Below are 26060 nucleotides of genomic sequence, written 5' to 3'. Positions count from 1 at the left end.
ATCAGCAGAAATGCGGAAAGTATTTTCGCAATTGTATTTTTCATTTTAATTAAATTTTATAATAACTGTTTATAAATATATACGAGATAAATTTTTTGAAAGATTTTTACTGATGTTCAGTTTATTTCATTAAATTTGACTTGAAAAATAATCAATATAAAAACTATCTATTCGGAAGACGAACTTATTGCTTCGCTGAGACAAAAAAGCGAATCAGGTTTTCACCACTTATATGACCATTATTCTGGTGCATTATATGGTGTGATTCTTCGAATTGTACAGTCAAAAGAATATACAGAGGAAATTATTCAGGATGTTTTCATGAAAATCTGGAATTCTATCCATCAATATGACACCGCAAAAGGACGTTTTTATACCTGGATGATCAATATTGCCAGAAATACTGCCATTGATTATTTAAAATCTAAAAGTTTTCAGAACGAGTTAAAAAACCAATCATTACCTGATTTCGTATATAACAATGCGGAACTTTCAACGACTAATCAATCTGATTTTATCGGATTCAAAAATGTACTTGAAACCTTAGATTCTGATAAACAGGAGCTCATAGAGCTTGCTTATTATCAGGGTTATACGCAGAGTGAGATATCAGAAAAACTGAATATGCCTTTAGGTACTGTAAAAACGAAAATGCGTAATGCATTAATGAGATTAAAAGATTTATTAAAAGATTATCAATAAATTGAATAGTAAAGAATACATATCATCCGGAATACTAGAATCTTATATTCTAGGTCATGCTTCTCCCGAGGAAGCAGGTATTCTGGAGTGTGTGATGAAGAACAATAATGAAGTAAGAGAAGCTTTTGAGGAAGCTCAAAAAACTTTTGAAATGCTTGCCACTGCGCAGGCAGTAACCCCACCGGATGATTTGAAATCTAAAATCTGGGCTAAAATTCAACAACAACAGGAAACTGTTGAATCGAACATCGAAAAGCCGATAATGCCTATTGAGGCTTTACAAAGAACAGAAGTTGAGGGAGACGTAAGGAAAATTCAGAATGATACAAAAAACAGCTGGAGAAGTTTTGCAATTGCAGCATCAATCCTGTTTTTTATAAGCATTGGCGCAAATCTTTACTGGATGAACAGCCAGGCTGAATTCAATGACAAAATAGTAAAGCTGGAAAGCGAAACGAAATCTAAAAATCTTGCAATGCAGAATATGCAGCAGAAATTAGATGTTGTAGCAAATCCTAATATGAAAAAGATTGTTTTGGCAGGTGTTGAGAAACATCCACAATCTAAGGCAACTGTTTTGTGGGATACACAGTCTAAAGATGTATATTTAAATGTAAACAACCTTCCAAAAGCACCTGAAGGTATGGAATATCAGCTTTGGGCAATTGCAGATGGAAAACCTGTAAGTGCAGGAATGTATTCTGAAGATAAGGATACAAGAATTGCTCTTTCAAATATTACCAATGCACAGGCTTTTGCCATTACACTTGAGAAAAAGGGTGGAAGCGTGGCACCGACGATGGAAAATATGTATGTAATGGGTGGAGTATAATTCCTAATTAAAAAATATTATAAAAGTCAGCTCGATTTCGAGCTGACTTTTAATTTAAGATTGATTAAAAAATTCATACACTATTTTGGCTTTGCTTTTTCCAAGAATCTCTTCCAAGGTTTCAAGATTGGCTTCTTTGATTCTTTTAACCGATTTTAATTTAGATAAAAGCATTTCTATCGTTCTTCCACCAACACCAGGAATTTCTTCAAGCTCAGATTTTATGGTAGAATTGGTTCGTCTTGTTCTATGATGTCTTACTCCGAAACGGTGGGCCTCGTCACGTACCCTTTGCAGAATTTTTAAGGTTTCAGATTTTTTATCCAGATATAAAGGGATTGGATCTTCCGGAAAGAAAATTTCTTCCAGTCTTTTGGCAATTCCTACAATGGTAATTTTACCGTATAATCCGAGTAGTTTTAAACTTTTTATTGCTGAAGAGAGCTGCCCTTTTCCACCGTCAATCAGGATCAGTTGGGGTAAATCGTCGCCTTCATCGAGCATTCTTTTATAACGGCGGAAAATTACTTCCTCCATGGTTTTAAAATCATCTGGGCCTACAACGGTTTTTGGGTGAAAAATCCGGTAATCTGCCTTGCTGGGTTTTCCGTCTTTAAAAACAACGCAAGCTGAAACGGGGTTGGTTCCCTGAATATTGGAATTGTCAAAACCTTCAATATGACGCGGTTCCACAGGCATCCTAAGAAGTTTCTGCATTTCAGCCATGATTCTGTTCGAATGCCTTTCCGGGTCTACAATCTGTACCTGTTTTAGTTTTTCGATTCTGTATTCTTTGGCATTTTTTTCAGAAAGCTCAACAATGCGTTTTTTGTCGCCCATTTTAGGAACGATGAGTTTAACATTCGGAATTTCAACCGTCAAATGAAACGGAATAAGAACTTCTTTTGAGTCTGAATTGAATTTCTGACGGATTTCGATCAAAGCTTCTTCAAGAATATCTTCATCGCTTTCTTCAATGATCTTTCTGATCTCAGTAGTAAAACTCTGGATGATATTTCCATTTCTGATTTTAAAATAATTAACGTACGCTGCAGTTTCGTCACTTGTCATTCCCAAAACATCTACATCATCAATATTTGGGTTGACAACAGTATGCTTCACCTGATAATCCTCCAGAATATCAAGCCGCTCTTTGATAATTTGCGCATTTTCATACTGAAGATTCTCTGCATATTTCATCATTTGATTGACCAGATATTTCTTTGCAGTCTGAAAATCACCTTTGATAATTCCACGAATTGCATCAATTTTCTCATCATAGTCTTCTTTACTTTCTAAACCCTCGCAAGGTCCTTCACAGTTTTTAATATGAAACTCGAGGCAGACCTTATATTTTCCGTCATCAATTTTACTCGGAGCCAGATTAAGATTACAGGTCCTAAGCTTATAGATATGTTTAATCGTGTCAAGAAGGATTTTTGCGGGACGTACTTTCGCATAAGGTCCGTAGTATTCCGAACCGTCTTTGATTTTAGTTCTTGTCAGAAATATTCTTGGAAAATCTTCATTTTTAATACAAATCCATGGATAGGTTTTGTCATCCTTCAGCATGACGTTGTAGAAAGGCTGATGTTCTTTTATTAAATTATTCTCTAATAAAAGCGCATCATACTCGCTGTTGACAATAGTAGTTTCCAGCCGGTAAATCTTGCCGACCATGGTTTTGATTCTTGAGCCTAACAGATTTTTATTAAAATAAGAAAGAACCCTTTTCTTCAAATGTTTAGCTTTTCCTACATACAGCAGGTTTCCGTTTTTATCATAATAACGATAAACGCCGGGTTCTGATGGTAAAGTTTTGAGCTGTAATTCTAAAGAAGGATTCATATAACAAAATTACGGAATCCTGCTGTTATTTAAAAGAACAAAAAGCTGCAGAAATTCTACAGCTTTTAAATTTATAAATTAAAAATATTTAACCGTTTGCCATTTCGGTATACTCATTTACCAAAAAGCTGAAATAATCCCACTCAACAGATTTTTTTGGGTATTTTTTCATGAATTCTGCATTGTCGCCAAATAAGAAATCATAGTTTTCTTCAAAATCATCTTTGTGAAGCCACATTACTTTATCACCTTTTTTCACATAATATGATTTTGTTACTCCGCCGCCAAAAGCCGGGGCTCCTGCAAAACCCGTTGTAGCCGTGGTGGAAGCAAACGGATCATGATAAACCTCAATTGATTCGGCAAAATCAGGATTAATTACTTGCATCAGAAATTCTTTACTTTCTTTCTTGTTTTTTAGTGAAACGGTTTGATTAACGAAGTGAATACGTTCGTCTGAGGTTTGTTTTTTGAATTTTTTAGTACTGTAATTTCTAATGTTTGAAATAAATTGTACTGCTTTTACATTCTTTTCTGCATCATTGGCATATAAATACATTTCAGCAATATCTTTAGCTTCAAATTTCTTGGTATTTCCTGTATCGGCGTCTTCGATGGTAATAGAAAGAATCTGACCTTTCTGTTTCTCCCAAGACTTGCTGTAGCCTTGATATTCATTATTATCTTTCAGTATAATTGTAGATATTTTTTTTGGAGACGCCGTATTGAAACCTTCATTAAACAGATATTGGTTCATCTCTTTTTTTTGCTCTTTGGAATATTTTATCTTTTCCTGCGCAAATGAGAATACACTTGTAAGAGAAAGTACCAGTAATAAAGCTTTAATTTTCATACATTTAGTTTTAATGTTAGGGCGTAAAAATAATAAATAATTTGCTTGTTTTTAAAAATAAATTAAGACCTCAGTTTTGCATTTTCAGTTCTGCTCAAAATGCGTATTTTTAAGCAAATTTTTTGAAATGATATACGGAGTAGATGTTTTGAGTTTCCATGATGTTTTGGAAATTTGTAAAACCCCAAATAAAGCAAAATTAAATGAAACTGCTACAGCGCAGATCTTAAAATCTCAGGATAATGTAAAGAAAATTGTTGAGTCTGATCGTTGTGTTTACGGTATTAATACAGGATTTGGGCCTCTTTGTGATACTAAAATTTCTGCCGACGAAACAGCACAGCTGCAGTATAATTTAATTATCTCTCACGCAGTCGGAGTTGGTAAACCGATCGATAAAGAATTTTCAAAAATCATGATGATTACGAAAGTTCATGCATTGTCTAAAGGTTTTTCAGGAGTTTCTCTGGAGGTGATTGAGAGACTGATTCTGATGCTTGAAAAAGATATCATTCCGGTTGTTCCGGAGCAGGGCTCTGTGGGTGCTTCAGGAGATTTGGCACCTTTGTCACATTTGGTTTTACCTCTTTTGGGTCTTGGTCAGGTCTGGGTTGGAAATGAAATCTTTGAAACTGCTGAAATTCTTGAAAAACACAATCTCGAACCTTTGGTTTTAGGCCCGAAAGAAGGTTTGGGATTAATCAACGGAACTCAGTTTATTCTTGCTCATGCCATTAAGGGTCTTGAGAAATTTGATTATATTTTAGACTTGGCAGATATGACTGCAGCGATGAGTTTAGAGGCATACAGAGGTTCATCAAGTCCTTTTAAAAAAGAACTTCACGATATCAGACCTTTTGAAGGAAGTAAAAAAGTAGCAGCAAGAATGCTGAAATTTTTAAAGAATTCCGATAACTTAAAATCACACGAATATTGTGACAGAGTACAGGATCCTTATTCTATGAGATGCGTTCCGCAGGTTCACGGCGCAAGCAGAAATGCATTTGAACATTTAAAACTGATGGCAGAAACAGAATTGAATTCTGTAACCGATAATCCGATTGTTTTGAGTGCTGAAGAATCGATCTCTGGAGGTAATTTCCACGGACAATTGATGGCGATGCCTTTAGACTATGCAACTTTAGCCGCGGCTGAGTTAGGAAATATTTCAGACAGAAGAAGTTATTTGCTATTAGAAGGAAAATACGGTTTACCAAGATTGTTAACCGAAAGTTCGGGACTAAATTCAGGATTTATGATTCCTCAATATACTTCTGCAGCTTTGGTTACTGAGAATAAAACGCTTTGTTTCCCAGCTTCTGCAGATTCTATCCCCACAAGTTTGGGTCAGGAAGATCACGTTTCGATGGGTAGTATTTCCGGAAGAAAATTTAATCAGGTTCTTGGTAATTTAGTGAATATTTTAGCAGTTGAATTGATGTTTGCGGCTCAAGGTTTAGAGTTCAGAAGACCTGCGAAATGTTCAAAAATTATTGAAGAAAACTTTTCAATCATCCGTTCAAAAGTTGATAAACTTGAAGATGATCGGTTGATCGGAAAAGATATCTTGGCAATTGCTGAATTGATTAATGAAAGAACATTTGTTGTAAATTTTTAATAAGACGTGAAATATAATGATAAAGCTTCCAGAAATGGAAGCTTTTTTTTATATTAAAATACAATTAGCCAATCTTTACACTCGTCATACTCAATGATCCTGCAATTAAATCATCATTAAACAAAATAAGGTCTTCAGACTTTTCTTTTAAGCCTAAAGAATAGATGAGTGGCAGATAATGATCGGGGGTTGGAATCGCATACTGCAACGAAAGTCCTTGTTTTTGATAATCAATTAGATTTTGAAAATCTCCGTCTAAAAGCCAGTTGTTGGTTTTCTCTCTTGCCTCAACTGCCCAATCCCAGCCAGCCCCAACAGTATTGATGTTTTTCCAGTCGACCATTCTTAAATTATGAACGATGTTTCCGCTTCCGATAATCAGAATTCCCTTTTCTCTCAGTTTTTCCAATTTTTTAGCCAAATCAAAGTGATACTGCGACGCTTTTGTATAATCGATGCTCATTTGGATGACCGGAATATCGGCATTAGGATACATGTGTCTGATTACAGACCATGCGCCGTGATCTAAACCCCAGTTGTGATCTTCTTCAACGAAAACAGGAGCTAAAAGTTCCGCCGTTTCTTTTGCCAGCGCGGGATTTCCAGGAGCCGGATATTCTACATCAAACAAAGCCTGCGGAAAACCTCCAAAATCGTGAATCGTTTTGGGCATATCCATCGCAGTAACTTTCGTTCCTCGAGTAAACCAGTGGGCAGAAATACACAGAATTGCATTAGGTTTCGGAATTTCTTTTGCCACATTCCTAAAACCCTGAACAAATTGATTTTCTTCAATTGCATTCATGGGCGAACCGTGACCAAGAAAAAGAACGGGCATTTTCTGAGTGTTTTTAAACTGATCACTGATATTTTGTAAGTCGTTGAGTTGCATGATCTGTATTTTTTTAAAATAAAAAAGATCCGGTGATTATAGCAAACCACCGAATCTCAAAAACTATATTTAATTTACTATGCTTGCTTTACAAACTGCAGTTCACCTGCAATCTTCACATCTTCACCTACCATTACACCTCCTGCTTCAAGAGCTGCATTCCAGTTCAATCCGAATTCTTTTCTGTTGATCTTTCCTTCAAAAGAAAAACCTGCTTTTGTATTTCCCCAAGGATCTACATTGATTCCTCCGAAATCTACATCGAGAGTGATTGGTTTTGTAATGCCGTTAACGGTAAGATTTCCAGTTACTGAATTATTTAATGCATCAGATTCAAATGTAATGGTAGGATTAGCTTCTACGTTAAAAAATTCTGCAGATTTCAGATGGTTATCTCTGTCTGTATTATGCGTAGAGATAGAATCTGTCTGAATGGTAGCTGTTGTTTTTGCGTTGGCAAAAGTATCGTCTTCAGCCTCTATTTCTGCAGTGAAGTTGGTGAAGTTACCTTTGATGTTGGAGATCATCATGTGTTTTACTTTAAAAGTAATTTCACTGTGAGCTGGGTCTAAATTCCATTTTGTAGCCATTGTATTTATTTTTTGTTGTTATTTATACTGCAAATCTAAGCCAAGAATGATAACTGATTCATTGATTTAGGATAAGAAATGATTTTTAATGTAATTTATTTAAATTAAGCTTCTATTATTTATGAATCATTTTTTTTGGGAGCTTCGTCCTGCTATCCGCTGTATCTTTTTCGGCGGTCTTCGCTTCGCTGCGCCCGCCGAAAAAAGGATGCCGCTTCTATCAGGGCTATGAGAGTAGTATATCAATTTATATTTAGTTGAAATTGTTCATTAATATGAATTTAGAAGGCACACCTTCAGACGAAAGTAATTTGATTTATCATCACGAGAGTAAAGCAATACTTCATGTATATGTCTTTGCTTTCTTCAATTTGTAGGTTTATTTTGAACTTTTAGGTGATTTTTGATCTGTAAAATTTAATTAAAAAATATCACAAGAATTTTAATACACCACTCTTTTTAAAAGCGAAGCTTAACTTAACTGATCTCAACGTTTACTTATTTTAATAGTTAAATTTATTGATTACAGTATTCGTCTTTAACATATTTTAACGAATGACATTTATTTCTTATTTTTGGCAGATTCAATTTTATACAATGAAAAAATTATATACATTTTCTTTATTAATGTTTTTTTTGGGAGGGACGGCCTTTGCGCAGACTCAAAAATTTACAATGGCAGAAGCTGTCAATGGGATGAGAAGCAATTTGGCGGTAAAAAATATCTCCCAGTTTGCATGGTCGGCAGATAACAAATCATATATTCAGGCGGTGAAAGGCGGTTATCTTTTAACGGATTTAAAATCCGGCAAACAAGATACTTTAATCTCTTTAACGCAATTGAACAAAAATTTCACAGATAAAAAGCTGAAAGGTATTCCACCTTTAAAATTTACAAGTAATTCAAGTGCTTATTTTTCATTCAATAATCAAATGTATTGGGTAGAGAAATCAGGAAGCGACTGGAAGGTGAAGCATTCTGCAGCATTGGGAGATAATCCGGCTAACGTAAAAACACTCGCTGATAACGAGACTTTGGTATATACAAAAGGAAATAACTTATTCATCAACAAAGACGGAAAAGAGATTGCGGTAACAAATGATACCAATGAAAATATTCTCAACGGTGCTTCCAATGTTCACCGAAATGAGTTCGGAATAGACAGCGGAATTTTTCCTTCCCCAAACTCAGAAAATATCGCTTTTTATAGGATGGATCAGAGTATGGTTGCAGATTACCCTGTAATCGACTGGTCTGTAACTCCTGCAGTCAATACAAACATCAAATATCCGATGGCAGGTAAAACTTCCCACGAAGTAACTTTAGGGATTTATAATATAAAAAATGCCTCGACTATTTTTTTACAGGTAGAAGGTGAAAAAGACCAGTATTTAACAGCAATTACCTGGAGCCCGGATTCTAAATTTATTTTTGTCGGAGTTTTAAACAGAGGCCAGAACCATTTAAAAATGAATCAATACGATGCTGTTACAGGAAATTTTGTCAAAACTCTGTTTGAGGAAACCGACAGCAAGTATGTAGAGCCTCAACATCCTTTATTATTCTTCCCAAATTCCAATACAGATTTTATATGGCAGAGCCAGAGAACAGGTTATAATCATTTATTCCATTACAGTCTGGAAAAAGGATTGATTGCCCAGATGACGAAAGGAGAGTGGTTGGTAACTGATATTTTAGGATTTAATGAAAAGAAAAAAGAAATTTACTACGTTTCTACCCAAGATGGTCCAACAGAAAGACATCTGTACAGAATCAACTGGGCAACATTCAAAACACAGCGATTGGATAAGGCAGAAGGAATGCACACTGCAATTTTGAGCAGTGATGGAAGCCATTTGTATGACTCGTACAGTAACACAGATACGCCGAAAGTAGTCAATATAATCAATACGGCAACCCTTAAATCTACAAATCTTTTGACCTCAGAAAATCCACTGAAAAATTATGATCGTCCTGAAATTAAAAACGTTAATCTAAAAGCAGACGACGGGACTTTACTGTACGGGAAAATTATTCTTCCGACTGATTTTGATCCGAATAAAAAATATCCTGCAATTGTTTATCTCTACAATGGTCCTCATTTGCAGTTAGTAACCAATAGCTTTCCGGCTTCTGGGAACCTTTGGTATGAATATATGGCGCAAAACGGGTACATTATTTTTACAATGGATGGAAGAGGCTCGTCTAATCGGGGAATGAAATTTGAGCAGGCTGTTTTCAGAAATTTAGGAACGACAGAAATGAACGACCAGATGCAGGGTGTGAAGTATCTAAAATCACTTCCTTATGTAGATTCAGAAAAGTTGGGGATCCATGGGTGGAGTTTTGGAGGTTTTATGACGACCAGTTTTATGCTTCGTCAGCCTGATGTTTTCAAAGTAGGAGTTGCAGGCGGTCCTGTAATCGACTGGAGTATGTACGAAATCATGTATGGGGAAAGATACATGGATTCTCCGCAGGAAAATCCACAGGGGTATGCAGCATCAAACCTGTTGGATAAAGTTCAGAATCTAAAAGGGAAATTACTGATGATTCACGGTGCGCAGGATGATGTTGTAGTTTGGCAGCATTCGATGAAATTCATTAAATCTGCTGTTGATAACGGAGTACAATTAGATTATTTCGTTTATCCGGGACATCCGCACAATGTAATCGGGAAAGACAGGGTACACCTCATGCAGAAAGTGACTGACTATTTTGATCAGAATCTGAAGAAGTAAATGGCGAATGGCTTTTGGCATTAAAACTATTTAATTATATCAAATCCAGCCTAAACTAGGCTGGGTTTTCTTTTGAAACACAAATATCACTAATGGATTCACAAACACCACAAAAATTAATTATGCAGTTGTGAGAAATATTTGAGCTATTGGTGTTGAGTTCTTTCTTATCAAACATCAATGTTTTTAAACAACCATAACCCTAAATTTGTCCTATAAATATCAACAATATGGAATTAGGAATAGGAATGTTCGGAGACCTGGCTTTTGACAAGACTACAGGAAAATATAGAGACGCGGGAATCAAGATCCGTGAAATTCTTGAGCAGGTAAAGCTGATGGATGAGGTAGGAATTGATGTCTTCGCAATGGGTGAGCATCATCGTGCAGATTACGCTGTCTCATCACCCGAAATGGTTTTAGCAGCAGCAGCAAGCATTACAAAAAATATAAAATTAGCAAGTGGCGTAACAGTTCTCAGTTCGTCTGAGCCCGTGAAAGTTTATGAAGATTTTTCAACCTTAGATTTAATTTCTGACGGAAGAGCAGAAATATATGTAGGACGTGGAAGTTTCATTGAGTCTTTCCCTTTGTACGGATATTCTCTGAACGATTATGAAGAATTGTTTGACGAGAAATTAGAATTATTACTAAAAATAAATTCAGAAGAAAATGTTTCCTGGTCAGGAAAACTCCGTGCTCCGATGCAGAACCAGACGGTTTATCCAAGGGCAAAAAATAACGGAGTGCTTCCAATTTGGAGAGCTGTCGGCGGAACACCGCAATCGGTCTTGAGCGCTGCCAAACTAGGAATGCCTTTGGTGGTTGCCATTATTGGAGGAATGCCAATTCAGTTTAAAAGCTTAATCGATTTCTACAAACAGGAATATGTAAAAGCAGGTCATGATGAATCTCAAATGCAGATTGCCGTTCATTCACATACTTTTGTGAGTGAAGATGCAAATGTAATTGAAGGATATTTCGACACCTACAAATCTCAAATGGATAGGATAGGAAAGTCACGAGGTTGGGCACCGTATACAAAAATGCAGTATGATGGCGGAAAAGCCAGAGAAGGAGCTTTATTTATAGGGAATGCAGATCATGTTGCTGATAAAATCAATTATATGAAAGAAATTTTCGGGATTACAAGATTTATCGGTCATATGGATGTAGGAGATCCGGCTCATGATATCATGATGAAATCAATTGAATTATTTGGTGAAAAAGTGGCTCCGAAAGTTAAATAGAAAATCTTCAAATATTCACCCTTTCAGAATTTAGGTTTTGAAAGGGCTTTTTATTTAGTATTTTAAACGATTTCAATCAAACTTCCTCTTTCCTCGTCTTTTCTGATATTGAGCGAAACCGGAATTTTCTCTTTCAGTTCTTCAACATGAGAAATGATGCCGACAATTCTGTTTTCTTTCTGAAGATTCATCAGTGTCTCAAAAACAATGTTCACTGATTCTATATCCTGTGTTCCGAAACCTTCATCAATAAAAAAGAAGTTTTTTTCTGCCTGAGCATTAGATTGTACACTTTCTGCAAGAGCCAAAGCGAGGCTCAGCGAAACCTGAAATGCCTGTCCGCCGGATAACGTTTTTACACTTCGGCATCGGCCTTCATTCAGGTAATCGATGATTTCAAAATCGTTGTTTTCATTCAGCTGCAGACTCAGCTGATTTCTGGTCATCCGATGAAACCGAATGTTGGCGTGATCGCATAACTGACGAAGATAAATTGAAGAAACATACTGTACAAACCCCGCTCCTTTAAAGAGATTGGTCATTATTTTAAGATGATCTGCACGCTTCTGAAGCTGAGCGAGTTCTTTTAATAAATTTTCTTTTTTTATAAATTCTTTTTCGAGCCGTTCAATTTCAGAAGTAGTTTTTACAACAGAATCATTTGCGGTTTTCAACTCATTTTCAACAGTTTTTAAATGATTTTCGACTTCGGAAAATTGCTCTTCATCAAAAGAAAAATCTCTTAATTTGCTTTCAAGTTCAGAAATTCCATTTTTCAGTGTTTCAAAATCTATTCTGAATTTTTGGATTCTGTTTCTGGCTTCCTGAACGTTAATTTCCTGTGATAATATAGTCTGAACATGATGTAATTCCTGAAAATTATTGTCAGCTAATGCATCCTTTAAGATAGTTTCATTATCTGAGATTTCAGTTTCCAGTTCAGAAATTCTTTTTTCAAGTAGACTGACAATTGTTTTCTGTTCGGCCAATTTTGGTGAAATTTCCTTTTCATCTTTTAATAACTGCCGGTAATTTTGCTCGGTTTCGAGATTAGACTGCGCGAGTTTTTGGTAAATATTTTCAATTTCGGCTATTTCTTTTTGCTGATAATCATCCCAGCTTAAAATTTTCAGATTCGTCTCGTTCGTTTTGATCTGTTCACCTTTTTTTGCTTCATCCAGCTTAAATTCTTCTAACGCTTTTTTATACTTTTCTATATGCTCACGTTCTTTTTCCAGATCTTTCTGCAGTGCAATAATCTGTTGGTTTATTTCGTCGATCTGTTTTTCAACTTCAAGTGATTTCTGGCGTTTCTGCTCAAATTCTTTTTCATTTTCAGCACTAAAATCTGTCCAGATAAAATTCTTTCTGTGATTTTCAATTTTGATTTTAATCTGATTTAAATTTTCCTGCTCTGCTTTCTGCTGTTCTTCAAAAATCTTTTTGCGGTCAACGATTTTTTCAATTTCAGAAAGTTTTTTCTGAATATCATCCGATTGGTTTTTATTGTTTTGAATCTGTTTATTCATCGCAGCCAGCTCAGAATTTACGTCATCAAATTCCACAATATTCGGATGCTCAAGCGCACCACAAAGCGGACAGGATTCTCCGTCGTGCAAATCTCCGGCAAAATGCGCTAGCTTTTGCTGCACCTCGAGCTGATTTTTTTTGTCAGACAGTTTTTTAGCTTCACTTTCTAAAGTTTCTGCCTTCAGTTTAAAATCTTCCCGGAAAGTTTCAGAATTAATTGCAAAAGGTATGAGATCAGCATTCAACTGTTCAATTTTAGCCTGAAAATCATTAATTTTTGCACTCTGGCTTTTCGCAGATTCTGTTATATTTTTATGCTCCAAAAACCAATTTCCTGCATTGATTAAAACATTGGAATCTAATTTTTGAGATTTTAAAGCATTACCAATTGTAGTCAGCTCTTCTGTTTTTTTCTGAATTAAATTTTGCTTTACCTCAACCTCTTTTACTTTCTCAGATCCTTTTTCTGTTCTTATTCGTAAAGATTTGATGTCATCAGAGAACTGCAGCATTTTTATAATCAAACCCAAATCATTTTCCTGAGTTTTAGATCTCTCTAAAGCTTCAAATTTTGGAAGAATCGCAGCCAGTCTATTTTTGATGTTTTCAGATTTTATTTCAGTTTCATGTAAAATCTTAAGCTGATTGGCCTTATTTTGCTTCTGTTCTGAAATTTCTTTTTGAAGTTTATTTTTTTCACTGATAATAGGCGTAAAAATCCTGAAAATTGTATCAAATAATTCGGTTTTCACCTCTGACTGATCTATTTCATTTTTCTGATTAGATAGTTTTTCAAAATTATCTTTTTTCTGTTTCAGTAATTCAAAATCAGCCTTTAAATTGTTAAGCTGCTGGTATTTTTCTTCAATATGTTTAAACTGAATATTTATTTCTTCAAATTTCTGTCGTTTAAGCTTTAAATTTTCTTTCTGTACAGAAATCTGCTCTTCGTTAATGCCTTCAAAACCTTTCAACTGGCCTTCCAACTGATCGAGTTCAGATCTGTTTTTAGCATTCAGAGCCGAAACATTATTCTGTAGATCAAAACGCTGAAGACTGAAAATTTCTTTCATCATATTCGTGCGGTCGGTCGCTCCGAGCTCTAAAAATTCTTTAAACTGACCTTGTGGAATGATGATCGTACGTTTGAAATTAGCATAACTTAAACCAACAATTTTTTCAGAATCGGAATGATCCAAAGGAATCCAGTTTTCATTTTTCCATTCGTAGAACGTTACAGTTGGAGCTTTTACATCTTCAAAGTTTTTAGAATTTCTCCTGAATTCTCTTGTAGCACGAAATTTTTTATTTTCAAAGTTGATAAAATCGAACTCAATATATGATTTGTTTGATTTCAAATTCATCATGTTGTAGGCGCGTCTGTCTCTAGAGTTGAGACGTTCCGTTTCACCATACAAAGCAAACGAGATCGCCTCCAGAATAGAAGATTTGCCCGAACCAACCGAACCAAAAATTCCGAAAAGACCTGCCTGCGTAAGATCTTCAAAATTGATTTTCTGACGCTCCTGATAAGAATAAAGACCTTCTAAAGTCAACTGAATAGGAATCATAGGTTAGTAGTTTTCAATTTCTTTAAATAAGCCGATAATATCGTCATTGGCTTCCTGACCACCATTTTTAGATTTAAAATAATCTTTAAACAATGCCAGAATATCCTGATTAAGATTAATTTCACTCAGCTGATTCTCATTAAATTCCTCATTTTTAACCTTCGGAATCAGATGTACAATCCCGCTGTGAGTTTGATAGATGAGTTTTCTTTCTTCGGCTTTTAAAAATGTTTCGCTTTTTAAAGTAAGTTCAACCAGAGAATTGGGGTTTTCCTGAAGCCATTCAATCGTTTTATCAACAGAATCAAACGTTTTTCTAATGACGCATTTTCCGTTTTTTAAAGCCATTTTATCAAGTGTAACCTGTTTATTAGGTTCCGCTTCAATAATAGAGACGTATTTTGTCTGGCCGGCCTCACTAAAGCTATAGCACAAAGGTGAAGACGCATAAACAACAGGTTTTTCTGCAGTTCCGATGTTTTGAAAACCATGCAGGTGTCCTAACGCCGTATATTGAATCTGATGCGGAATGATGTCTGACCAAATGAGATCAGCATTTCCTATTTTAATAGGTTTTTCACCTTCCGGTTCATCTAAGAGTGGCGCCCCTTTTTTATTCATGTACAGATGTGCCATTAAAAGATTGATACCCTTTTTATCACAAAATTCGTCAGCAATTTGTCTCCAGCTCTCAGATAAAACATGGCTGAGTTGTTCTTCTTTATTTTCACCGAAATATTCTTTTAAACGGACTTCGTTAGCATAAGGTGTATGCAGAATCCTGACAGGAAAACTTAGATTTTTAAATTCCAGCTCAATAAAACCGTCAGCTGTTTTTGAAATTTTAAAATGTTCCAGTTCAAAAGGCTGCACTTTTGCTTTCGGATGACCTATTAAAATAATTCCGCACTCTCTGGCCAAAGGATCGGGTGCATCAATAAGGCTCGGAGAGTCATGATTTCCTGAAATAGCAACGACAGGACGCTTCCCGTTTAATGACAGGCGCTTTAAAGTTTTATAAAAGAGTTCTGTCGCCTCAACACCCGGATTAAAATTGTCAAACAGATCGCCTGCAATTAAGACTAAATCAATTTTTTCACGGTCAGCAATTTCTACAATTTCGTTCAGGACCAAAACCTGTTCTTCAAGACGTGAAAAACGGTCGAGACGCTTACCCAAATGCCAATCGGCGGTATGAAGAATTTTCATAATGTAAAGGTAAGAAACTAAAAAGGCAAAGTAAAATTTCTAAATAAAATGTTATTCCTTATTTTTGGAAAAACTAATCATATGAAAAATATTATTGCTGCATTTTTTATTTTACTTGCGATTTGTTTTCAGGCTCAAAATCTTGAAAGGCTCTCCAAAGAAATTAATGAAGAAGGAATTGCTTTATATCGTAGCGAAATGGCAAGTTGGTACGGAACAGATATTTTCAGGGCTAATTATGAAAAAATGGAAAATGTAGGCGGATATTTTTCTTATATTGATGAATCAGTCCCAAAATGTATTTTCTTTTCAAAAGAAAACAAGGTTCTAGCAACGATTGCTTTCCCTACCAATTATAATTCGCAAAATGCAAAGCTTGATTTGAAAGAAAGGGATTTCACACCCGTAGAAACTGAGTATTTTACAATAAGACAAATTGCTTTAGCTACAATTAAGACAGATACCATATTCAAATATTATAAAAATACAAACTTTAATATTGTACCTCTCATCAAAAAAAACATCAAAAAGGTTTATGTTTTAACAGGACCGACTGTAAATAATCTTGTTGTTTTTGGAAATGATTACTTGATCACTTTTAACAATATAAATGAAGTTAAAGATGTGGAAAAGCTTCATAACAGTTTGATCACTCAAAACATTACCGATGAAAAAGTGGGAAAAACGGTTAGTGGGATCCATTCTCATGTTATTGAAAATTGGCAGACTATGACTCCAACAGATATTTGCACACTGATGCTTTATCAGAATCTTACAAATTGGGAGAGTTATATTACGATTTCTAAAAAATTTACAACGATTTGGAATTCAAATAACCAAACTGTTGTTATGAAGACCGAAGACTATAAAAAAATGGCAGAAAATATTCTGAATAGAAATAATGATAATAAAACTGATTCAAAAAAGTATGCAGAATAGCCAACAACTGCTGAAATGATATCCAATTTTTTTGAATTCAGACCTAGCGGAGTTTAGAACTGTCAGGTCATTAATTTAAGATTTCATATGGGATTTCCCGCTTCTTTTGCCTTAAAATCTTCCCGAATTTGTTTTAAACGTGCTTTTCGTTCTGCTTCCGCATTCTGTATCTTCCGTTTTTTCTGATCGATTTTATTTTTGTTTTTCTTTCTGTTGGCTTCGTTATTTTTGCTCATATTTTTTCGCTGATGAGTAATTTTTATAGGTGCTTTTTGCAAAGAAATACCTTCGTCAAAAATACTAAAGATTAAGACTCTAAACAATTTTAGTCGCTAAGTCAGATAAAATATTTTAATTTTACTGCGTTATGGAAGAAAAATCAAAAGATCCTTTACACGGAAAGCGTCTCGATGCAATTCTTGAAGAATTGGTAGAATATTATCATGGATTTGAAAAACTGGGCGAGCAAATTAATATCAAATGCTTCACAGACAATCCAAGTATCAATTCTTCTTTGAAGTTTTTAAGAAAAACAGATTGGGCAAGAGCAAAAGTAGAAAGTTTGTACCTGTATGTTTTGAGACAGAAAAAGAAAAACGAAGCAAAAAAAGGCTGATCAACCTGATGCTGTTCTGAGGTTTCTTTTACTATATTTGGGCAGTCAATGATTTCAAAAGCAGTATATTTGTATCATTAATCGTGAAAAACATCACGACAAAAAGAAAAAATATGACAATCGAAAACAATCATGTTGTAGCTGTAAGCTACATACTTCACACAATCGAAGAGGATGGAAGTAAGATTCTTGTAGAAGAAACAACAGCAGAAAATCCGCTTACATTCTTATATGGTTTGGGAATGATGATTCCAAAATTTGAACAAAACATTCTTGGTTTAAAAGCAGGCGATAAAGCAGCCTTTGTAATTCAGCCCGACGAAGCTTATGGTGAAAAAGACCCTGAAGCCATTGCACAATTACCAATCGATATGTTCAATGAAGCAGGAACTCCTCCTTTGGGAGCTATTTTACCTCTTACGGATAATGAAGGGAATAATTTCCAGGCTTTTGTAGTAGAAGTAACTCCGGAAGTTGTGGTGGCAGACCTTAACCATCCGATGGCTGGGAAAACGTTGGATTTCCAGGTAGAAATTGTAAATACACGTCCTGCTACAGAGGAAGAGCTACAGCACGGCCATCCTCATGGAATTGATGGAAACGAAGCTCACTAAGAGCAGTAAGATAATATCAATGCCCGATTTTCCGGGCATTTTTATTTGGTGATTTATTTTAAAAACTTTCCCGATACGTAATACCATCGCGCCTGAATTTTCTTAAAAACTGAAAACTCATGATGAATTTGTGGTTTTCCATCTTCATCGGTATAGTAAGCTTTAAATTCAACCTGATTGAGTGCGGGAGTTTTTACAATTTCCAGTTTTGTCCATTCATTGATTTCTCCCCATTCCTGTAATTCACTTTTGTTATGAAGTTTTCGCTTTTCAGGAAGTGTGGTTTCCATTAAATAGGCTCCGTTTGGAATCGCAAATGCAGAAAATCTGGAACGCATTAAAGCTTCTACGGTAGGAGCATTTTTTTCTCCGGTGTGATAAGGTTTACAACATTCTTCGTAAGATTTTCCTGAGCAGCAGGGACAGTTCATATATTTTGCTTAATTTTCTTCTTCAATTTTTGTGTCGATAAATGTGTATTCGCTGGATGCCATTTCTAATGCCTGTTCTGTAGATTTAAATTTTATATGGGATTTATCTAATAATTCGTAAGTGTATACATCTGTTTTGCCTGAATCAAAATGCAGCTCATGAAACTTGTTATTCTCAATCCACCATTGTCCTTTTTCTACTTGCTGATTAACCTGGCAGTTCTGAACCGTTGTAAATAAGAGCACGAAAGTACCATCTTCTTTCCTATCCATGACCCATAGTTTTTCCATTCCGTCAATCTGCTGATCTTTTTCTCCGCCTTTCCATAAACCGACAAGTTTTTGATCGATTTTATTGGCCTGTGGTTTTGCTTTTTGGGCGTAGATCGTTCCGAATCCCAAAATTAATGCGCCTAAAATAATTTTTTTCATAAGTTATTTAAAAAATAAAGTTATTCTCATTTCACTGTTTACAGTTATTCCCGAACTTTTTGCAGGAACCCATTTTGTCTTTTGAACGAATTCTTTTAATTGACTGATAAAGTAAGATGAGTATTTATAATTTTTTTTGTTCTGAAAGGTAATATCAATTTTTAGATCTGAAATTTTCCCCGTTTTATATAACACAAAAGTAGCTCCCATGGAAGAATAGAGGTCTTTATCTTTTCTATATTCAAAATCATCAGGATATCCTACGCCTTTCCAAAAATCTCTTTCATAACTTTTACTAAATTCTTCGTACGATGTATCACCCGGATATCTTGAAACCCAATCGCATTCTTCGAATCTATATACTTTATCAGGATTTTTCTTTATGTATTGTATTTCTGCTGTTGTGCGCAGTGAATCAATGAATGTTGCACCAAATTTCCTATCAATTTCTTTCCTCATTATCTGAGCATAACAATTTTGAAGGTGAGGAGGTACAGTACAATAAGTTAATGCAGAATCAACTCCAATATTATATTTTTTTAATAATTCGTTCATTTCTGTATTCCCTTTATATTCTTCTACCAATCCGAAATAATGAAAGAACACCAGCTTATTCTTTTTAATATCCTCTTCTGCTTTTTGGGTTTCTGATAGACAAGCAGAATCTAAATATTTTTGTTCTTCTGCCATCCATTTTTCCCTTTCAATCATCAATGAATCAGAGATAGTATCAGATTTTACATGATAAAAAGAGTCTGACCTGTCTTCGAATCCTTTATTGCTCATCGTAAAACAAGTCAGAATTAATATGGATGAAAAGAATAATACCTTTACTCCAAAGTTTGAGATCATATGAGATATTTTGTTATTTAATAAAACCTCTGTTCCTTAATAAAGGTTTGATGTCCGGATCGTGCCCCGTAAAATCTCTGAATGCCTGATTCAGATCAACAGAATTTCCAACGGAAAGAATATATTTTCTGAAACGGTCACCATTTTCTCTGGTCAGTCCGCCGTTATTTGAAATCCATTCCCAGGCATCGCTGTCTAATGTTTCAGACCACAAATAAGCATAATATCCAGCCGAATATCCTCCGCCCCAAATGTGTGCAAAATAAGGAGTATGATATCTTGGAGGAACGGTGGATAAAGTAAATCCGTGATTATTCAAAGATTGTTTCTCAAAATCTAAAACCGGAAGCAATTGTCCTTCGTTCGTTACAGAATGCCAATCCATATCTAAAGCCGCGGCAGAAACCAATTCGGTGGTCATATAACCTTGATTGAATGTAGCCGCTTTCTTTATTTTATCGACTAAAGTCTGCGGAATAGGCTGTTTTGTTTCGTAATGTATTGCGTAATTTTTTAAAACTACCGGATCTAAAGCCCAGTGTTCATTAATTTGCGAAGGAAATTCCACAAAATCTCTCGGAACATTGGTTCCTGAAAGCGAAGGATATTTCTGATTGGCAAACATTCCATGGATTGAGTGACCGAACTCGTGGAAAATTGTTGTCACATCATCATAGCTGATCAGTGAAGGTTTTCCGGGAGCCGGTTTCTGATAGTTGTAGCAATTGACAATTACAGGTTTTGTTCCTAATAAATAAGACTGTTCAACGAAATTACTCATCCAAGCACCACCATTTTTAGAATCTCTGGTGTAAAAATCAAGATAATAAATTGCCAAAGATTTTCCATTATGGTCAAAAACTTCGTAAGTTACTACATCGGGATGATAAACCGGAAGGTCGGTTCTTTTTTTGAAAGTCAATCCATAAAATTTTTCAGCTGCGAAGAAAACGCCTTTTTCCAAAACCGTAGTAATTTCAAAATAAGGCTTGATCTGGTTTTCATCTAAATCAAATTTTGCTTTTCTCACCTGTTCTGCATAGAAATTCCAGTCCCAAGGTTCTAATTTAAAACCACCTTTTTGCTGATCAATCAAATCCTGAATATCTTTTGCTTCACGTTTTGCCGTTTCTACAGCCGGAGTTGCCAGTTGATTCATTAATTTTACCGCTGCATCAGGGTTTTTTGCCATCTGATCCTGCAGTTTCCATTCAGCGAAACTTTTTTTGCCTAAAATCTGCGCTTTTTTCAGTCTTAATTTTGCTAGTTTTTCAATCGTTTCTCTTGTATCGCTGTTCCCGCCTTTTTCGGCTCTCATCCACGAAGCTTTGAAAACTTTTTCACGGGTCGCTCTATTGGTAAGGTTTTGTAAAACAGGTTGCTGTGTCGTATTTTGAAGTGCTAAAAGATATTTTCCATCTTTCCCTGCAGTTTTTGCATCGGCAGCAGCTGCGGCAATTTCGTCAGCAGAAAGTCCGTCCAGTTCTTTTACATTGTCGATGATGATCCCGCCTTCTTTTCTTGCCTCAAGCAATTTGTTGGAATATTGGGTTGATAATGAAGCCATTTCCTGATTGTATTGCTTTAGTTTTTCTTTGTCAGCAGCAGAAAGATTGGCTCCTGCGATTTCAAAATTCTGTTTGTAAAATTTTAATAATCTTTTGCTTTCAGAATCCAAGCCATTATCTGAAATAGCTTTTATTCTTTCATATAAATTTTCATTCAGATACATTTTATCGGAATGCGCGGCAAAAATCGGGGCAAATTCTTCATCCAAAGCCTGTAAAGTAGGGTTTGTGTTTGCGCTTGTCAGATTTGAAAAAATGGTAACAGCTCTTTTTAGAACTTCGCCGCTTTTTTCTAATGCTACAATTGTATTTTCAAAAGTAGCTGCTTCAGAATTGTTGGCAATTTTGAGAATTTCAGCGTCATGCTGTTTTAGACCAAATTCAAAAGCAGGTTTGAAATGTTCATTTTTAATTTTGTCAAATTCCGGAGCTTCATACTGAAGCTTACTTTTTTTCATAAACGGATTTGACGAAAGCGAGGAATCCGGTACAGGAATTTCCTGCTTGATATCGGTTGTTTTCATTGTGGTACATGAGTAATTAAATGCCAAAGCAGAAATTAACAATACTGATGAAATGTTTTTCATACGCAGTTACTTATTGTTTTTGCTGTTCATATTCAATCTCTTAGCTATTTTTTAGTGGCTAATTGTAAGAGATTTCATACATTAGTTGTTATTAAAGTATAAAGATATTAAAAACTAAACTTACCAAAAGCAATAAACATGAAATGTACAGCAATTTTACTTCTTGCCGGAATGATTATTCTTTCTTCTTGCAATGAAAAAGGTGAAAAATCTAACTGGCTTCCCGATGTTACCAACAAAGACCACGGACCGCTGAAGCAAAAGGAATTTAATGGAGACTTTGACGAAATAGAAGTTTCTCAGGCTATCGAGGCTGAAATTATTAAATCTGATATTGAAAAAGTAGTGATCTCTGCTCCTGCCAATATTATTGATGAAGTTTTGGTGGAAATAACAGGCGGAAAAGTGCATATTCATTACAAAACCGGATTTCGTGTGATGAATACGAATAATGTAAAAGCTACAATCTATGCTAGAGATTTTATGAAGTTGATTGCCAATTCTGCGGCAAGTATTACTGTAAAAGATAAATTTACTCAGGAAAAAACAGATATCGAAGCCTCAAGTGCCGCAAATATCAAAGGTCATCTGGAAGCAAACGACATGGAAATATCTGTTGACAGCAGCAGCAGTTTTGAAGGCAAAATATGGGCTGTAGATCTTGATGTTGATGCATCATCGGCTGCAAGTATTGCCATTTCCGGGAAATCTAAAAATGCAGAGATGAGCTCTTCTTCAGGAAGCAGCATTGACGGTAAAGGAGTTACGGTTGAAAACCTTAAAGCAGATGCCTCAAGCGGGGCAAGTTTAGAAGTGAGCGCCAGTTCAACTGTCGATGCAGAGGCTTCTTCTGGGGGCAGCGTAAACGTTTATAAAAAAGGTAATGTAACAATGGTGAAAAAAGAAGAAAGCAGCGGCGGAAGCGTTTCTATTCAATAAATTAATTGGTGTTTTCCTCATCGTCTTCTTCTGCGGATGATGACGAACCTTCCCAGTTTTTACCATCAAAATTAAGATTGTCATAGGCCAAAAGCTCTTCCTCGCGCTGGAGGAGCTCTTTTGTTGTGAATAAACGAATTTCATCTTCATCATCAGCCTTTGCCAGTTTCCTGATAGAAGCTTTATCAATCGCCATAAAACGCTGGCCAAGCCGTCTTGCAGCATACTTTCTCATTCCTGTTTCGTGCAAAACGTCGACTGCCATATCCACGGCGGTTCCTAAGGTTTCACGGTAAATATTGTCGATACCATTATTCAGATATGAATAGGCATCAATTCTGTTTTTTGCCCTTACAAATATTTTCACATCAGGATAATGCTCACTTACCAGTTCGGCAATAAATTTATTGTCACCGGAGCTATCCAAGCATAAAACTAAAATTTTGGCATCTTCAATTCCCGCGGCTCTTAGAACAGGAATTCTTGTGGCATCACCATAATACACTTTAAAGCCATATCCTCTCAATAATTTCACACGGTCAGAATCTCGGTCTAGAACTGTGGCAGTGATTTTATTTGCTTTTAATAAACGTCCGACCGTACTTCCGAAATGACCAAAACCCACGATGATGATTTTTTTATGCGCAATATTGTTTTCTAAAATATCAAAATCGCTTTTTTCGTCTGGAATTCCTTTGATGAAAACAGGGGTGATCAGCTTATCATTAATAATCAGAAGAAATGGAGTGATACACATGGTTATCGCAGTGACTGCCATCATTTGAGCATTCAGTTCTGCACTCAAAAGGTATAAATCTGATGCGTAATTGATCAATACAAAAGCGAATTCACCTACCTGCGAAAGTGCAAAAGCATAAAATAAACCCTGCGGATTATCCATTTTAAAAAATTTGCCTATGGAAAAAAGTACAGCAAATTTCACAGCAAGGACAGCAAAAACTGTCGAGAAAATAAACAGAGGATCTTCTGCGATCACATTAAAATTCATCGTAGACCCTACACTTACAAAAAAAACGGCAAGGAGTAATCCTTTGAAGGGATCAATCTGTGCTTCGAGCTCGTGCCGGAACTCACTGTTAGCCAACATTACACCTGCAAGAAAAGCTCCTAATGCGGGAGAAAGCCCAATGGAAATCATTAATTCTGAAACCCCAATCACCAGAAATAGAGAAGAGGCGGTTAATAATTCTGTCATTCCCGCTTTTGAAACATATCTTAAAAATGGAACGAAGACATATCTGCCTAATAAAATAAGAATGACAACGCCCATGATTACGGTACCTGCCTGCAGCCATTCAGGAAGTTTCTGGATCAAAACCTGTACTTCGTTTTCATTCTGTTCCACCTTCGAGTTGGCAAGAAGAGGCAATAATGCCAAAATAGGAATCACGGCAATATCCTGGAATAAGAGTGTAGAAAAAGATGCTTCTCCGGCAACGGTTTTAAAATTATTTTTTTCTTGTAATGTTTGTAGAACAATGGCTGTTGATGACAGCGCAAAACACATAGCAATTGCGATAGCTTTATCGGTTTTCCAGCCGAATGTGATGAAGATGAGAAACAGTAGTAAAATCGTAAGGATCATCTGAGTCATCCCGAGACCCAAGATTTTCTTCCGCATCTCCCAAAATTTTCTCGGTTCAAGTTCCAGCCCGACCAAAAACAAAAGCATGATGACCCCAAACTCACTGGCGTGCATAATGTCGTCAACATCTTTTCCTGTTAATTTTAAAACGTAAGGGCCAATAATAATTCCACCTAAAATATAGCCGATGACAGAACTTAGGCCCAGTTTTCTCGCCAACGGTACCATAATAATGGCAACGCCGAGAAAGAGCAGGGTATTCATGGCTAGTGTAGATTCCATCTATTGATTTAAAAGTTGAATAAATTTTTGTTTATGTAAAATGATTTCTTTTTTTGATAATTTATTGGCTTCGTAAACAATGATGATGTCTTTGATATTGGCCTTAAATACTTTGAGAGAAACAATCAGGCCGCTGATTAGTTCGTCAATGGTATATTGATATGTGCCTTCTTTGCTGAAAGACCTTTCTTTTCCTCCAGTTGTGACAACAATATAGACTTCTTTGCCTTCCAAAGGGTTTTGTTCTCCATCATTAAGCCAATTTCTGTCAAAAACTTCGTCGATCCAAAGTCGCAGCAATGGTGGCATTCCGAACCAAATAATTGGGAACTGAAAGATAAAGCGGTCATAATTTTGCAGGCGTTTTCGTTCACGGAAAGCTGCAATATGAAAATCGGGATATTCTTCATAAAGGTCCCTTAAGGTATAATGCTGATGGCGAACGTAGAAGTTGATCAACTCCACATTTGAATTTGAGTGTTCCAGATAAGGATGCGCAAAAACTACCAGCGTTTTCTTCATATAACCTGTTTTCAGTAAATATAAAGAAAAATAATAGTTTTTAAAAGGGTAAATCGTATAATTAAAAAGCCATAACAATTATTATGGCTTTGTTTTATTAGTTTTAATTACTTGGTTTAAAGGCTGTCCAGTTTGATCCGTCACTTATAAACATCATCGTTTTGGTTTTGCTGGAATTGTTATCAAGTCCTACCATATATAAATTGTTACTTCCGCCAACTCTGGATGCATCGATGATTGATCCGACTGGCGTCATAATCTCAGCGGTAGTTGTGGTTATATTCCTCACAAAAATAATGGCGCCAGGAGTTTTTGTTGGATCCGGCAAAATAAAATCATCATCTTGAGCTGCCGGCTGTACATTGACCACCGTACTCGTTATCTGTGATCCATTACTCGTCAATGTCTGAGGGGTAGAACTGATGACACCGTTTACCTCAAGTTTTGTTTTTGCCGTTCTTAAGGTTGGGTCTATGCCTAATGCCATGTTTCCGTTGTTGTCAATAGACGAATTGTAATGATTGGTATAGTTACTTGTGTTGGTGGGGGAAGTTCCAAACCAGATTTCTCCTCCGGAATTTCTTCCCGTCCTCATAACCACAGATGCCATCAGATCAGGTTGTGTAATTGTTTGCTTATATGCATACCCTTCAAAAGCTGAAATGCTTCTGGAATTACCTACAGTTTGCGGCGAATCTGGTGTGCCATCAGATAAGACATTGTGATAAACGATAAACTGATTGATGTTGCCATTCGAGAAAAGACCTACATTGACGTCCGCATCTCCGTTTCCGACAATAGTTAAAAGATCTGTAGGATTAGCAGTTCCTATCCCTACCTTTCCATCATTTTTAACGACAAAATCATTAAGCTGCTGAATAACATTAGTTGTAGCACCATTGTCTTTGCTGCCATCAACATGAAACATTGCTTTCGGGTCAGAAGTATTAATCCCAACCTGCGCTTTAAAAACCAATGGACAAAAAAGCAGTACTAATAATTTGATACTTTTTTTCATTTTAAAATAATTTTTTT

23 protein-coding genes are annotated in these 26060 nt (G+C 35.8%); 9 read left to right on the top strand and 14 right to left on the bottom strand.

The window, feature by feature from the left end; genetic code table 11:
• The first annotated feature begins 261 nt into the window (after window positions 1–261).
• Window positions 262–702: an RNA polymerase sigma factor gene (locus K0U91_RS03740; RefSeq protein WP_259429447.1), complete on the top strand. Its 441-nt coding sequence runs from the start codon at window positions 262–264 to the stop codon at window positions 700–702.
• Window position 703: 1 nt separating this feature from the next.
• Entirely contained in the window at window positions 704–1534 is an 831-nt protein-coding gene (locus tag K0U91_RS03735; protein WP_220180460.1) for an anti-sigma factor, read from the top strand.
• Window positions 1535–1588: 54 nt separating this feature from the next.
• On the opposite strand, the gene uvrC is transcribed toward K0U91_RS03735, so the two are convergent.
• Both uvrC and K0U91_RS03725 read right to left on the bottom strand, forming a co-directional pair.
• Window positions 1589–3382: an excinuclease ABC subunit UvrC gene (gene uvrC, locus K0U91_RS03730; RefSeq protein ID WP_220180459.1), complete on the bottom strand. Its 1794-nt coding sequence runs from the start codon at window positions 3380–3382 to the stop codon at window positions 1589–1591.
• Window positions 3383–3470: 88 nt separating this feature from the next.
• Window positions 3471–4235 carry a hypothetical protein gene (locus K0U91_RS03725; protein WP_220180458.1) on the bottom strand — a complete coding sequence of 255 codons (765 nt, stop codon included), beginning with the start codon at window positions 4233–4235 and terminating at the stop codon, window positions 3471–3473.
• A gap of 127 nt (window positions 4236–4362) precedes the next feature.
• Between K0U91_RS03725 and hutH the strand changes: the two genes are divergently transcribed.
• Entirely contained in the window at window positions 4363–5853 is a 1491-nt protein-coding gene (gene hutH / locus K0U91_RS03720; RefSeq protein WP_220180457.1) for a histidine ammonia-lyase, read from the top strand.
• A gap of 64 nt (window positions 5854–5917) precedes the next feature.
• On the opposite strand, the gene ygiD is transcribed toward hutH, so the two are convergent.
• Together ygiD and K0U91_RS03710 are read right to left on the bottom strand one after the other, a co-directional pair.
• The gene (gene ygiD, locus K0U91_RS03715) at window positions 5918–6745 is read right to left on the bottom strand and encodes a 4,5-DOPA-extradiol-dioxygenase (protein WP_220180456.1); all 828 of its coding nucleotides are present in this window, start codon (window positions 6743–6745) and stop codon (window positions 5918–5920) included.
• Window positions 6746–6822: 77 nt separating this feature from the next.
• Window positions 6823–7335, bottom strand: a complete 513-nt coding sequence (locus tag K0U91_RS03710) for a YceI family protein (RefSeq protein WP_219970602.1) — start codon at window positions 7333–7335, stop codon at window positions 6823–6825.
• A gap of 597 nt (window positions 7336–7932) precedes the next feature.
• On the opposite strand from K0U91_RS03710, the gene K0U91_RS03705 reads away from it, so the two are divergent.
• Together K0U91_RS03705 and K0U91_RS03700 are read left to right on the top strand one after the other, a co-directional pair.
• A complete protein-coding gene (locus K0U91_RS03705) occupies window positions 7933–10077 on the top strand; it encodes a S9 family peptidase (RefSeq protein ID WP_220180455.1) in 2145 nt (714 codons plus the stop codon).
• A 230-nt stretch (window positions 10078–10307) separates the two neighbouring features.
• Window positions 10308–11327 carry an LLM class flavin-dependent oxidoreductase gene (locus tag K0U91_RS03700; RefSeq protein ID WP_220180454.1) on the top strand — a complete coding sequence of 340 codons (1020 nt, stop codon included), beginning with the start codon at window positions 10308–10310 and terminating at the stop codon, window positions 11325–11327.
• Between the two features lie 62 nt (window positions 11328–11389).
• Here K0U91_RS03700 and K0U91_RS03695 read toward each other — a convergent pair whose 3' ends face one another.
• Window positions 11390–14428 carry an AAA family ATPase gene (locus tag K0U91_RS03695; protein ID WP_220180453.1) on the bottom strand — a complete coding sequence of 1013 codons (3039 nt, stop codon included), beginning with the start codon at window positions 14426–14428 and terminating at the stop codon, window positions 11390–11392.
• Window positions 14429–14431: 3 nt separating this feature from the next.
• A complete protein-coding gene (locus tag K0U91_RS03690; protein ID WP_220180452.1) occupies window positions 14432–15637 on the bottom strand; it encodes a metallophosphoesterase family protein in 1206 nt (401 codons plus the stop codon).
• 81 nt (window positions 15638–15718) lie between these two features.
• Between K0U91_RS03690 and K0U91_RS03685 the strand changes: the two genes are divergently transcribed.
• On the top strand, window positions 15719–16576 hold the full coding sequence (locus K0U91_RS03685; protein ID WP_220180451.1) for a hypothetical protein: 858 nt from the start codon (window positions 15719–15721) through the stop codon (window positions 16574–16576).
• A gap of 83 nt (window positions 16577–16659) precedes the next feature.
• Here K0U91_RS03685 and K0U91_RS03680 read toward each other — a convergent pair whose 3' ends face one another.
• Entirely contained in the window at window positions 16660–16812 is a 153-nt protein-coding gene (locus tag K0U91_RS03680; protein WP_220180450.1) for a hypothetical protein, read from the bottom strand.
• 131 nt (window positions 16813–16943) lie between these two features.
• Here K0U91_RS03680 and K0U91_RS03675 point away from each other — a divergent pair, with 131 nt between their 5' ends.
• Window positions 16944–17192 carry a VF530 family protein gene (locus K0U91_RS03675; protein ID WP_219970613.1) on the top strand — a complete coding sequence of 83 codons (249 nt, stop codon included), beginning with the start codon at window positions 16944–16946 and terminating at the stop codon, window positions 17190–17192.
• Between the two features lie 113 nt (window positions 17193–17305).
• On the top strand, window positions 17306–17806 hold the full coding sequence (locus tag K0U91_RS03670) for an FKBP-type peptidyl-prolyl cis-trans isomerase (RefSeq protein WP_219970615.1): 501 nt from the start codon (window positions 17306–17308) through the stop codon (window positions 17804–17806).
• Window positions 17807–17859: 53 nt separating this feature from the next.
• On the opposite strand, the gene K0U91_RS03665 is transcribed toward K0U91_RS03670, so the two are convergent.
• From K0U91_RS03665 to K0U91_RS03650, 4 genes are read right to left on the bottom strand one after another with little or no spacing between them, the layout of a single operon-like run.
• The gene (locus K0U91_RS03665; RefSeq protein ID WP_219970617.1) at window positions 17860–18237 is read right to left on the bottom strand and encodes a YchJ family protein; all 378 of its coding nucleotides are present in this window, start codon (window positions 18235–18237) and stop codon (window positions 17860–17862) included.
• A 9-nt stretch (window positions 18238–18246) separates the two neighbouring features.
• Window positions 18247–18669, bottom strand: coding sequence for a hypothetical protein (locus K0U91_RS03660; RefSeq protein ID WP_220180449.1), 423 nt, complete (start codon window positions 18667–18669; stop codon window positions 18247–18249).
• A 3-nt stretch (window positions 18670–18672) separates the two neighbouring features.
• Window positions 18673–19521 carry a hypothetical protein gene (locus K0U91_RS03655; protein ID WP_220180448.1) on the bottom strand — a complete coding sequence of 283 codons (849 nt, stop codon included), beginning with the start codon at window positions 19519–19521 and terminating at the stop codon, window positions 18673–18675.
• Window positions 19522–19534: 13 nt separating this feature from the next.
• Window positions 19535–21676 carry a M3 family metallopeptidase gene (locus K0U91_RS03650; protein WP_220180447.1) on the bottom strand — a complete coding sequence of 714 codons (2142 nt, stop codon included), beginning with the start codon at window positions 21674–21676 and terminating at the stop codon, window positions 19535–19537.
• Between the two features lie 138 nt (window positions 21677–21814).
• Here K0U91_RS03650 and K0U91_RS03645 point away from each other — a divergent pair, with 138 nt between their 5' ends.
• Complete coding sequence (locus K0U91_RS03645) at window positions 21815–22615, top strand: head GIN domain-containing protein (RefSeq protein WP_220180446.1); 801 nt, start codon at window positions 21815–21817, stop codon at window positions 22613–22615.
• Between the two features lies 1 nt (window position 22616).
• Here K0U91_RS03645 and K0U91_RS03640 read toward each other — a convergent pair whose 3' ends face one another.
• The 3 genes from K0U91_RS03640 to K0U91_RS03630 all read right to left on the bottom strand — a co-directional run bounded on the left by K0U91_RS03640 (window position 22617) and on the right by K0U91_RS03630 (window position 26043).
• A complete protein-coding gene (locus tag K0U91_RS03640; protein WP_220180445.1) occupies window positions 22617–24503 on the bottom strand; it encodes a monovalent cation:proton antiporter-2 (CPA2) family protein in 1887 nt (628 codons plus the stop codon).
• On the bottom strand, window positions 24504–25025 hold the full coding sequence (locus K0U91_RS03635) for an NAD(P)H-dependent oxidoreductase (protein WP_220180444.1): 522 nt from the start codon (window positions 25023–25025) through the stop codon (window positions 24504–24506).
• Window positions 25026–25128: 103 nt separating this feature from the next.
• Window positions 25129–26043 (bottom strand): hypothetical protein, encoded by a 915-nt coding sequence (locus tag K0U91_RS03630; protein ID WP_220180443.1) that lies wholly within the window; start codon window positions 26041–26043, stop codon window positions 25129–25131.
• Window positions 26044–26060: the final 17 nt, after the last annotated feature.

This window comes from Chryseobacterium sp. LJ668 (genome assembly GCF_019613955.1).
Lineage (GTDB): Bacteria > Bacteroidota > Bacteroidia > Flavobacteriales > Weeksellaceae > Chryseobacterium.
The sequence above is the reverse complement of the archived record's forward strand: the minus strand, read 5'-3'. Positions and strand labels throughout refer to the sequence as shown.

What these genes read in the sequence shown, in the direction of transcription:
- uvrC (WP_220180459.1), bottom strand. Translation starts at nt 3,382, where the DNA reads ATGAATCCTTCTTTAGAATTACAGCTCAAAACTTTACCATCAGAACCC.
- K0U91_RS03725 (WP_220180458.1), bottom strand. Translation starts at nt 4,235, where the DNA reads ATGAAAATTAAAGCTTTATTACTGGTACTTTCTCTTACAAGTGTATTC.
- hutH (WP_220180457.1), top strand. Translation starts at nt 4,363, where the DNA reads ATGATATACGGAGTAGATGTTTTGAGTTTCCATGATGTTTTGGAAATT.
- ygiD (WP_220180456.1), bottom strand. Translation starts at nt 6,745, where the DNA reads ATGCAACTCAACGACTTACAAAATATCAGTGATCAGTTTAAAAACACT.
- K0U91_RS03710 (WP_219970602.1), bottom strand. Translation starts at nt 7,335, where the DNA reads ATGGCTACAAAATGGAATTTAGACCCAGCTCACAGTGAAATTACTTTT.
- K0U91_RS03705 (WP_220180455.1), top strand. Translation starts at nt 7,933, where the DNA reads ATGAAAAAATTATATACATTTTCTTTATTAATGTTTTTTTTGGGAGGG.
- K0U91_RS03700 (WP_220180454.1), top strand. Translation starts at nt 10,308, where the DNA reads ATGGAATTAGGAATAGGAATGTTCGGAGACCTGGCTTTTGACAAGACT.
- K0U91_RS03695 (WP_220180453.1), bottom strand. Translation starts at nt 14,428, where the DNA reads ATGATTCCTATTCAGTTGACTTTAGAAGGTCTTTATTCTTATCAGGAG.
- K0U91_RS03690 (WP_220180452.1), bottom strand. Translation starts at nt 15,637, where the DNA reads ATGAAAATTCTTCATACCGCCGATTGGCATTTGGGTAAGCGTCTCGAC.
- K0U91_RS03685 (WP_220180451.1), top strand. Translation starts at nt 15,719, where the DNA reads ATGAAAAATATTATTGCTGCATTTTTTATTTTACTTGCGATTTGTTTT.
- K0U91_RS03680 (WP_220180450.1), bottom strand. Translation starts at nt 16,812, where the DNA reads ATGAGCAAAAATAACGAAGCCAACAGAAAGAAAAACAAAAATAAAATC.
- K0U91_RS03675 (WP_219970613.1), top strand. Translation starts at nt 16,944, where the DNA reads ATGGAAGAAAAATCAAAAGATCCTTTACACGGAAAGCGTCTCGATGCA.
- K0U91_RS03670 (WP_219970615.1), top strand. Translation starts at nt 17,306, where the DNA reads ATGACAATCGAAAACAATCATGTTGTAGCTGTAAGCTACATACTTCAC.
- K0U91_RS03665 (WP_219970617.1), bottom strand. Translation starts at nt 18,237, where the DNA reads ATGAACTGTCCCTGCTGCTCAGGAAAATCTTACGAAGAATGTTGTAAA.
- K0U91_RS03660 (WP_220180449.1), bottom strand. Translation starts at nt 18,669, where the DNA reads ATGAAAAAAATTATTTTAGGCGCATTAATTTTGGGATTCGGAACGATC.
- K0U91_RS03655 (WP_220180448.1), bottom strand. Translation starts at nt 19,521, where the DNA reads ATGATCTCAAACTTTGGAGTAAAGGTATTATTCTTTTCATCCATATTA.
- K0U91_RS03650 (WP_220180447.1), bottom strand. Translation starts at nt 21,676, where the DNA reads ATGAAAAACATTTCATCAGTATTGTTAATTTCTGCTTTGGCATTTAAT.
- K0U91_RS03645 (WP_220180446.1), top strand. Translation starts at nt 21,815, where the DNA reads ATGAAATGTACAGCAATTTTACTTCTTGCCGGAATGATTATTCTTTCT.
- K0U91_RS03640 (WP_220180445.1), bottom strand. Translation starts at nt 24,503, where the DNA reads ATGGAATCTACACTAGCCATGAATACCCTGCTCTTTCTCGGCGTTGCC.
- K0U91_RS03635 (WP_220180444.1), bottom strand. Translation starts at nt 25,025, where the DNA reads ATGAAGAAAACGCTGGTAGTTTTTGCGCATCCTTATCTGGAACACTCA.
- K0U91_RS03630 (WP_220180443.1), bottom strand. Translation starts at nt 26,043, where the DNA reads ATGAAAAAAAGTATCAAATTATTAGTACTGCTTTTTTGTCCATTGGTT.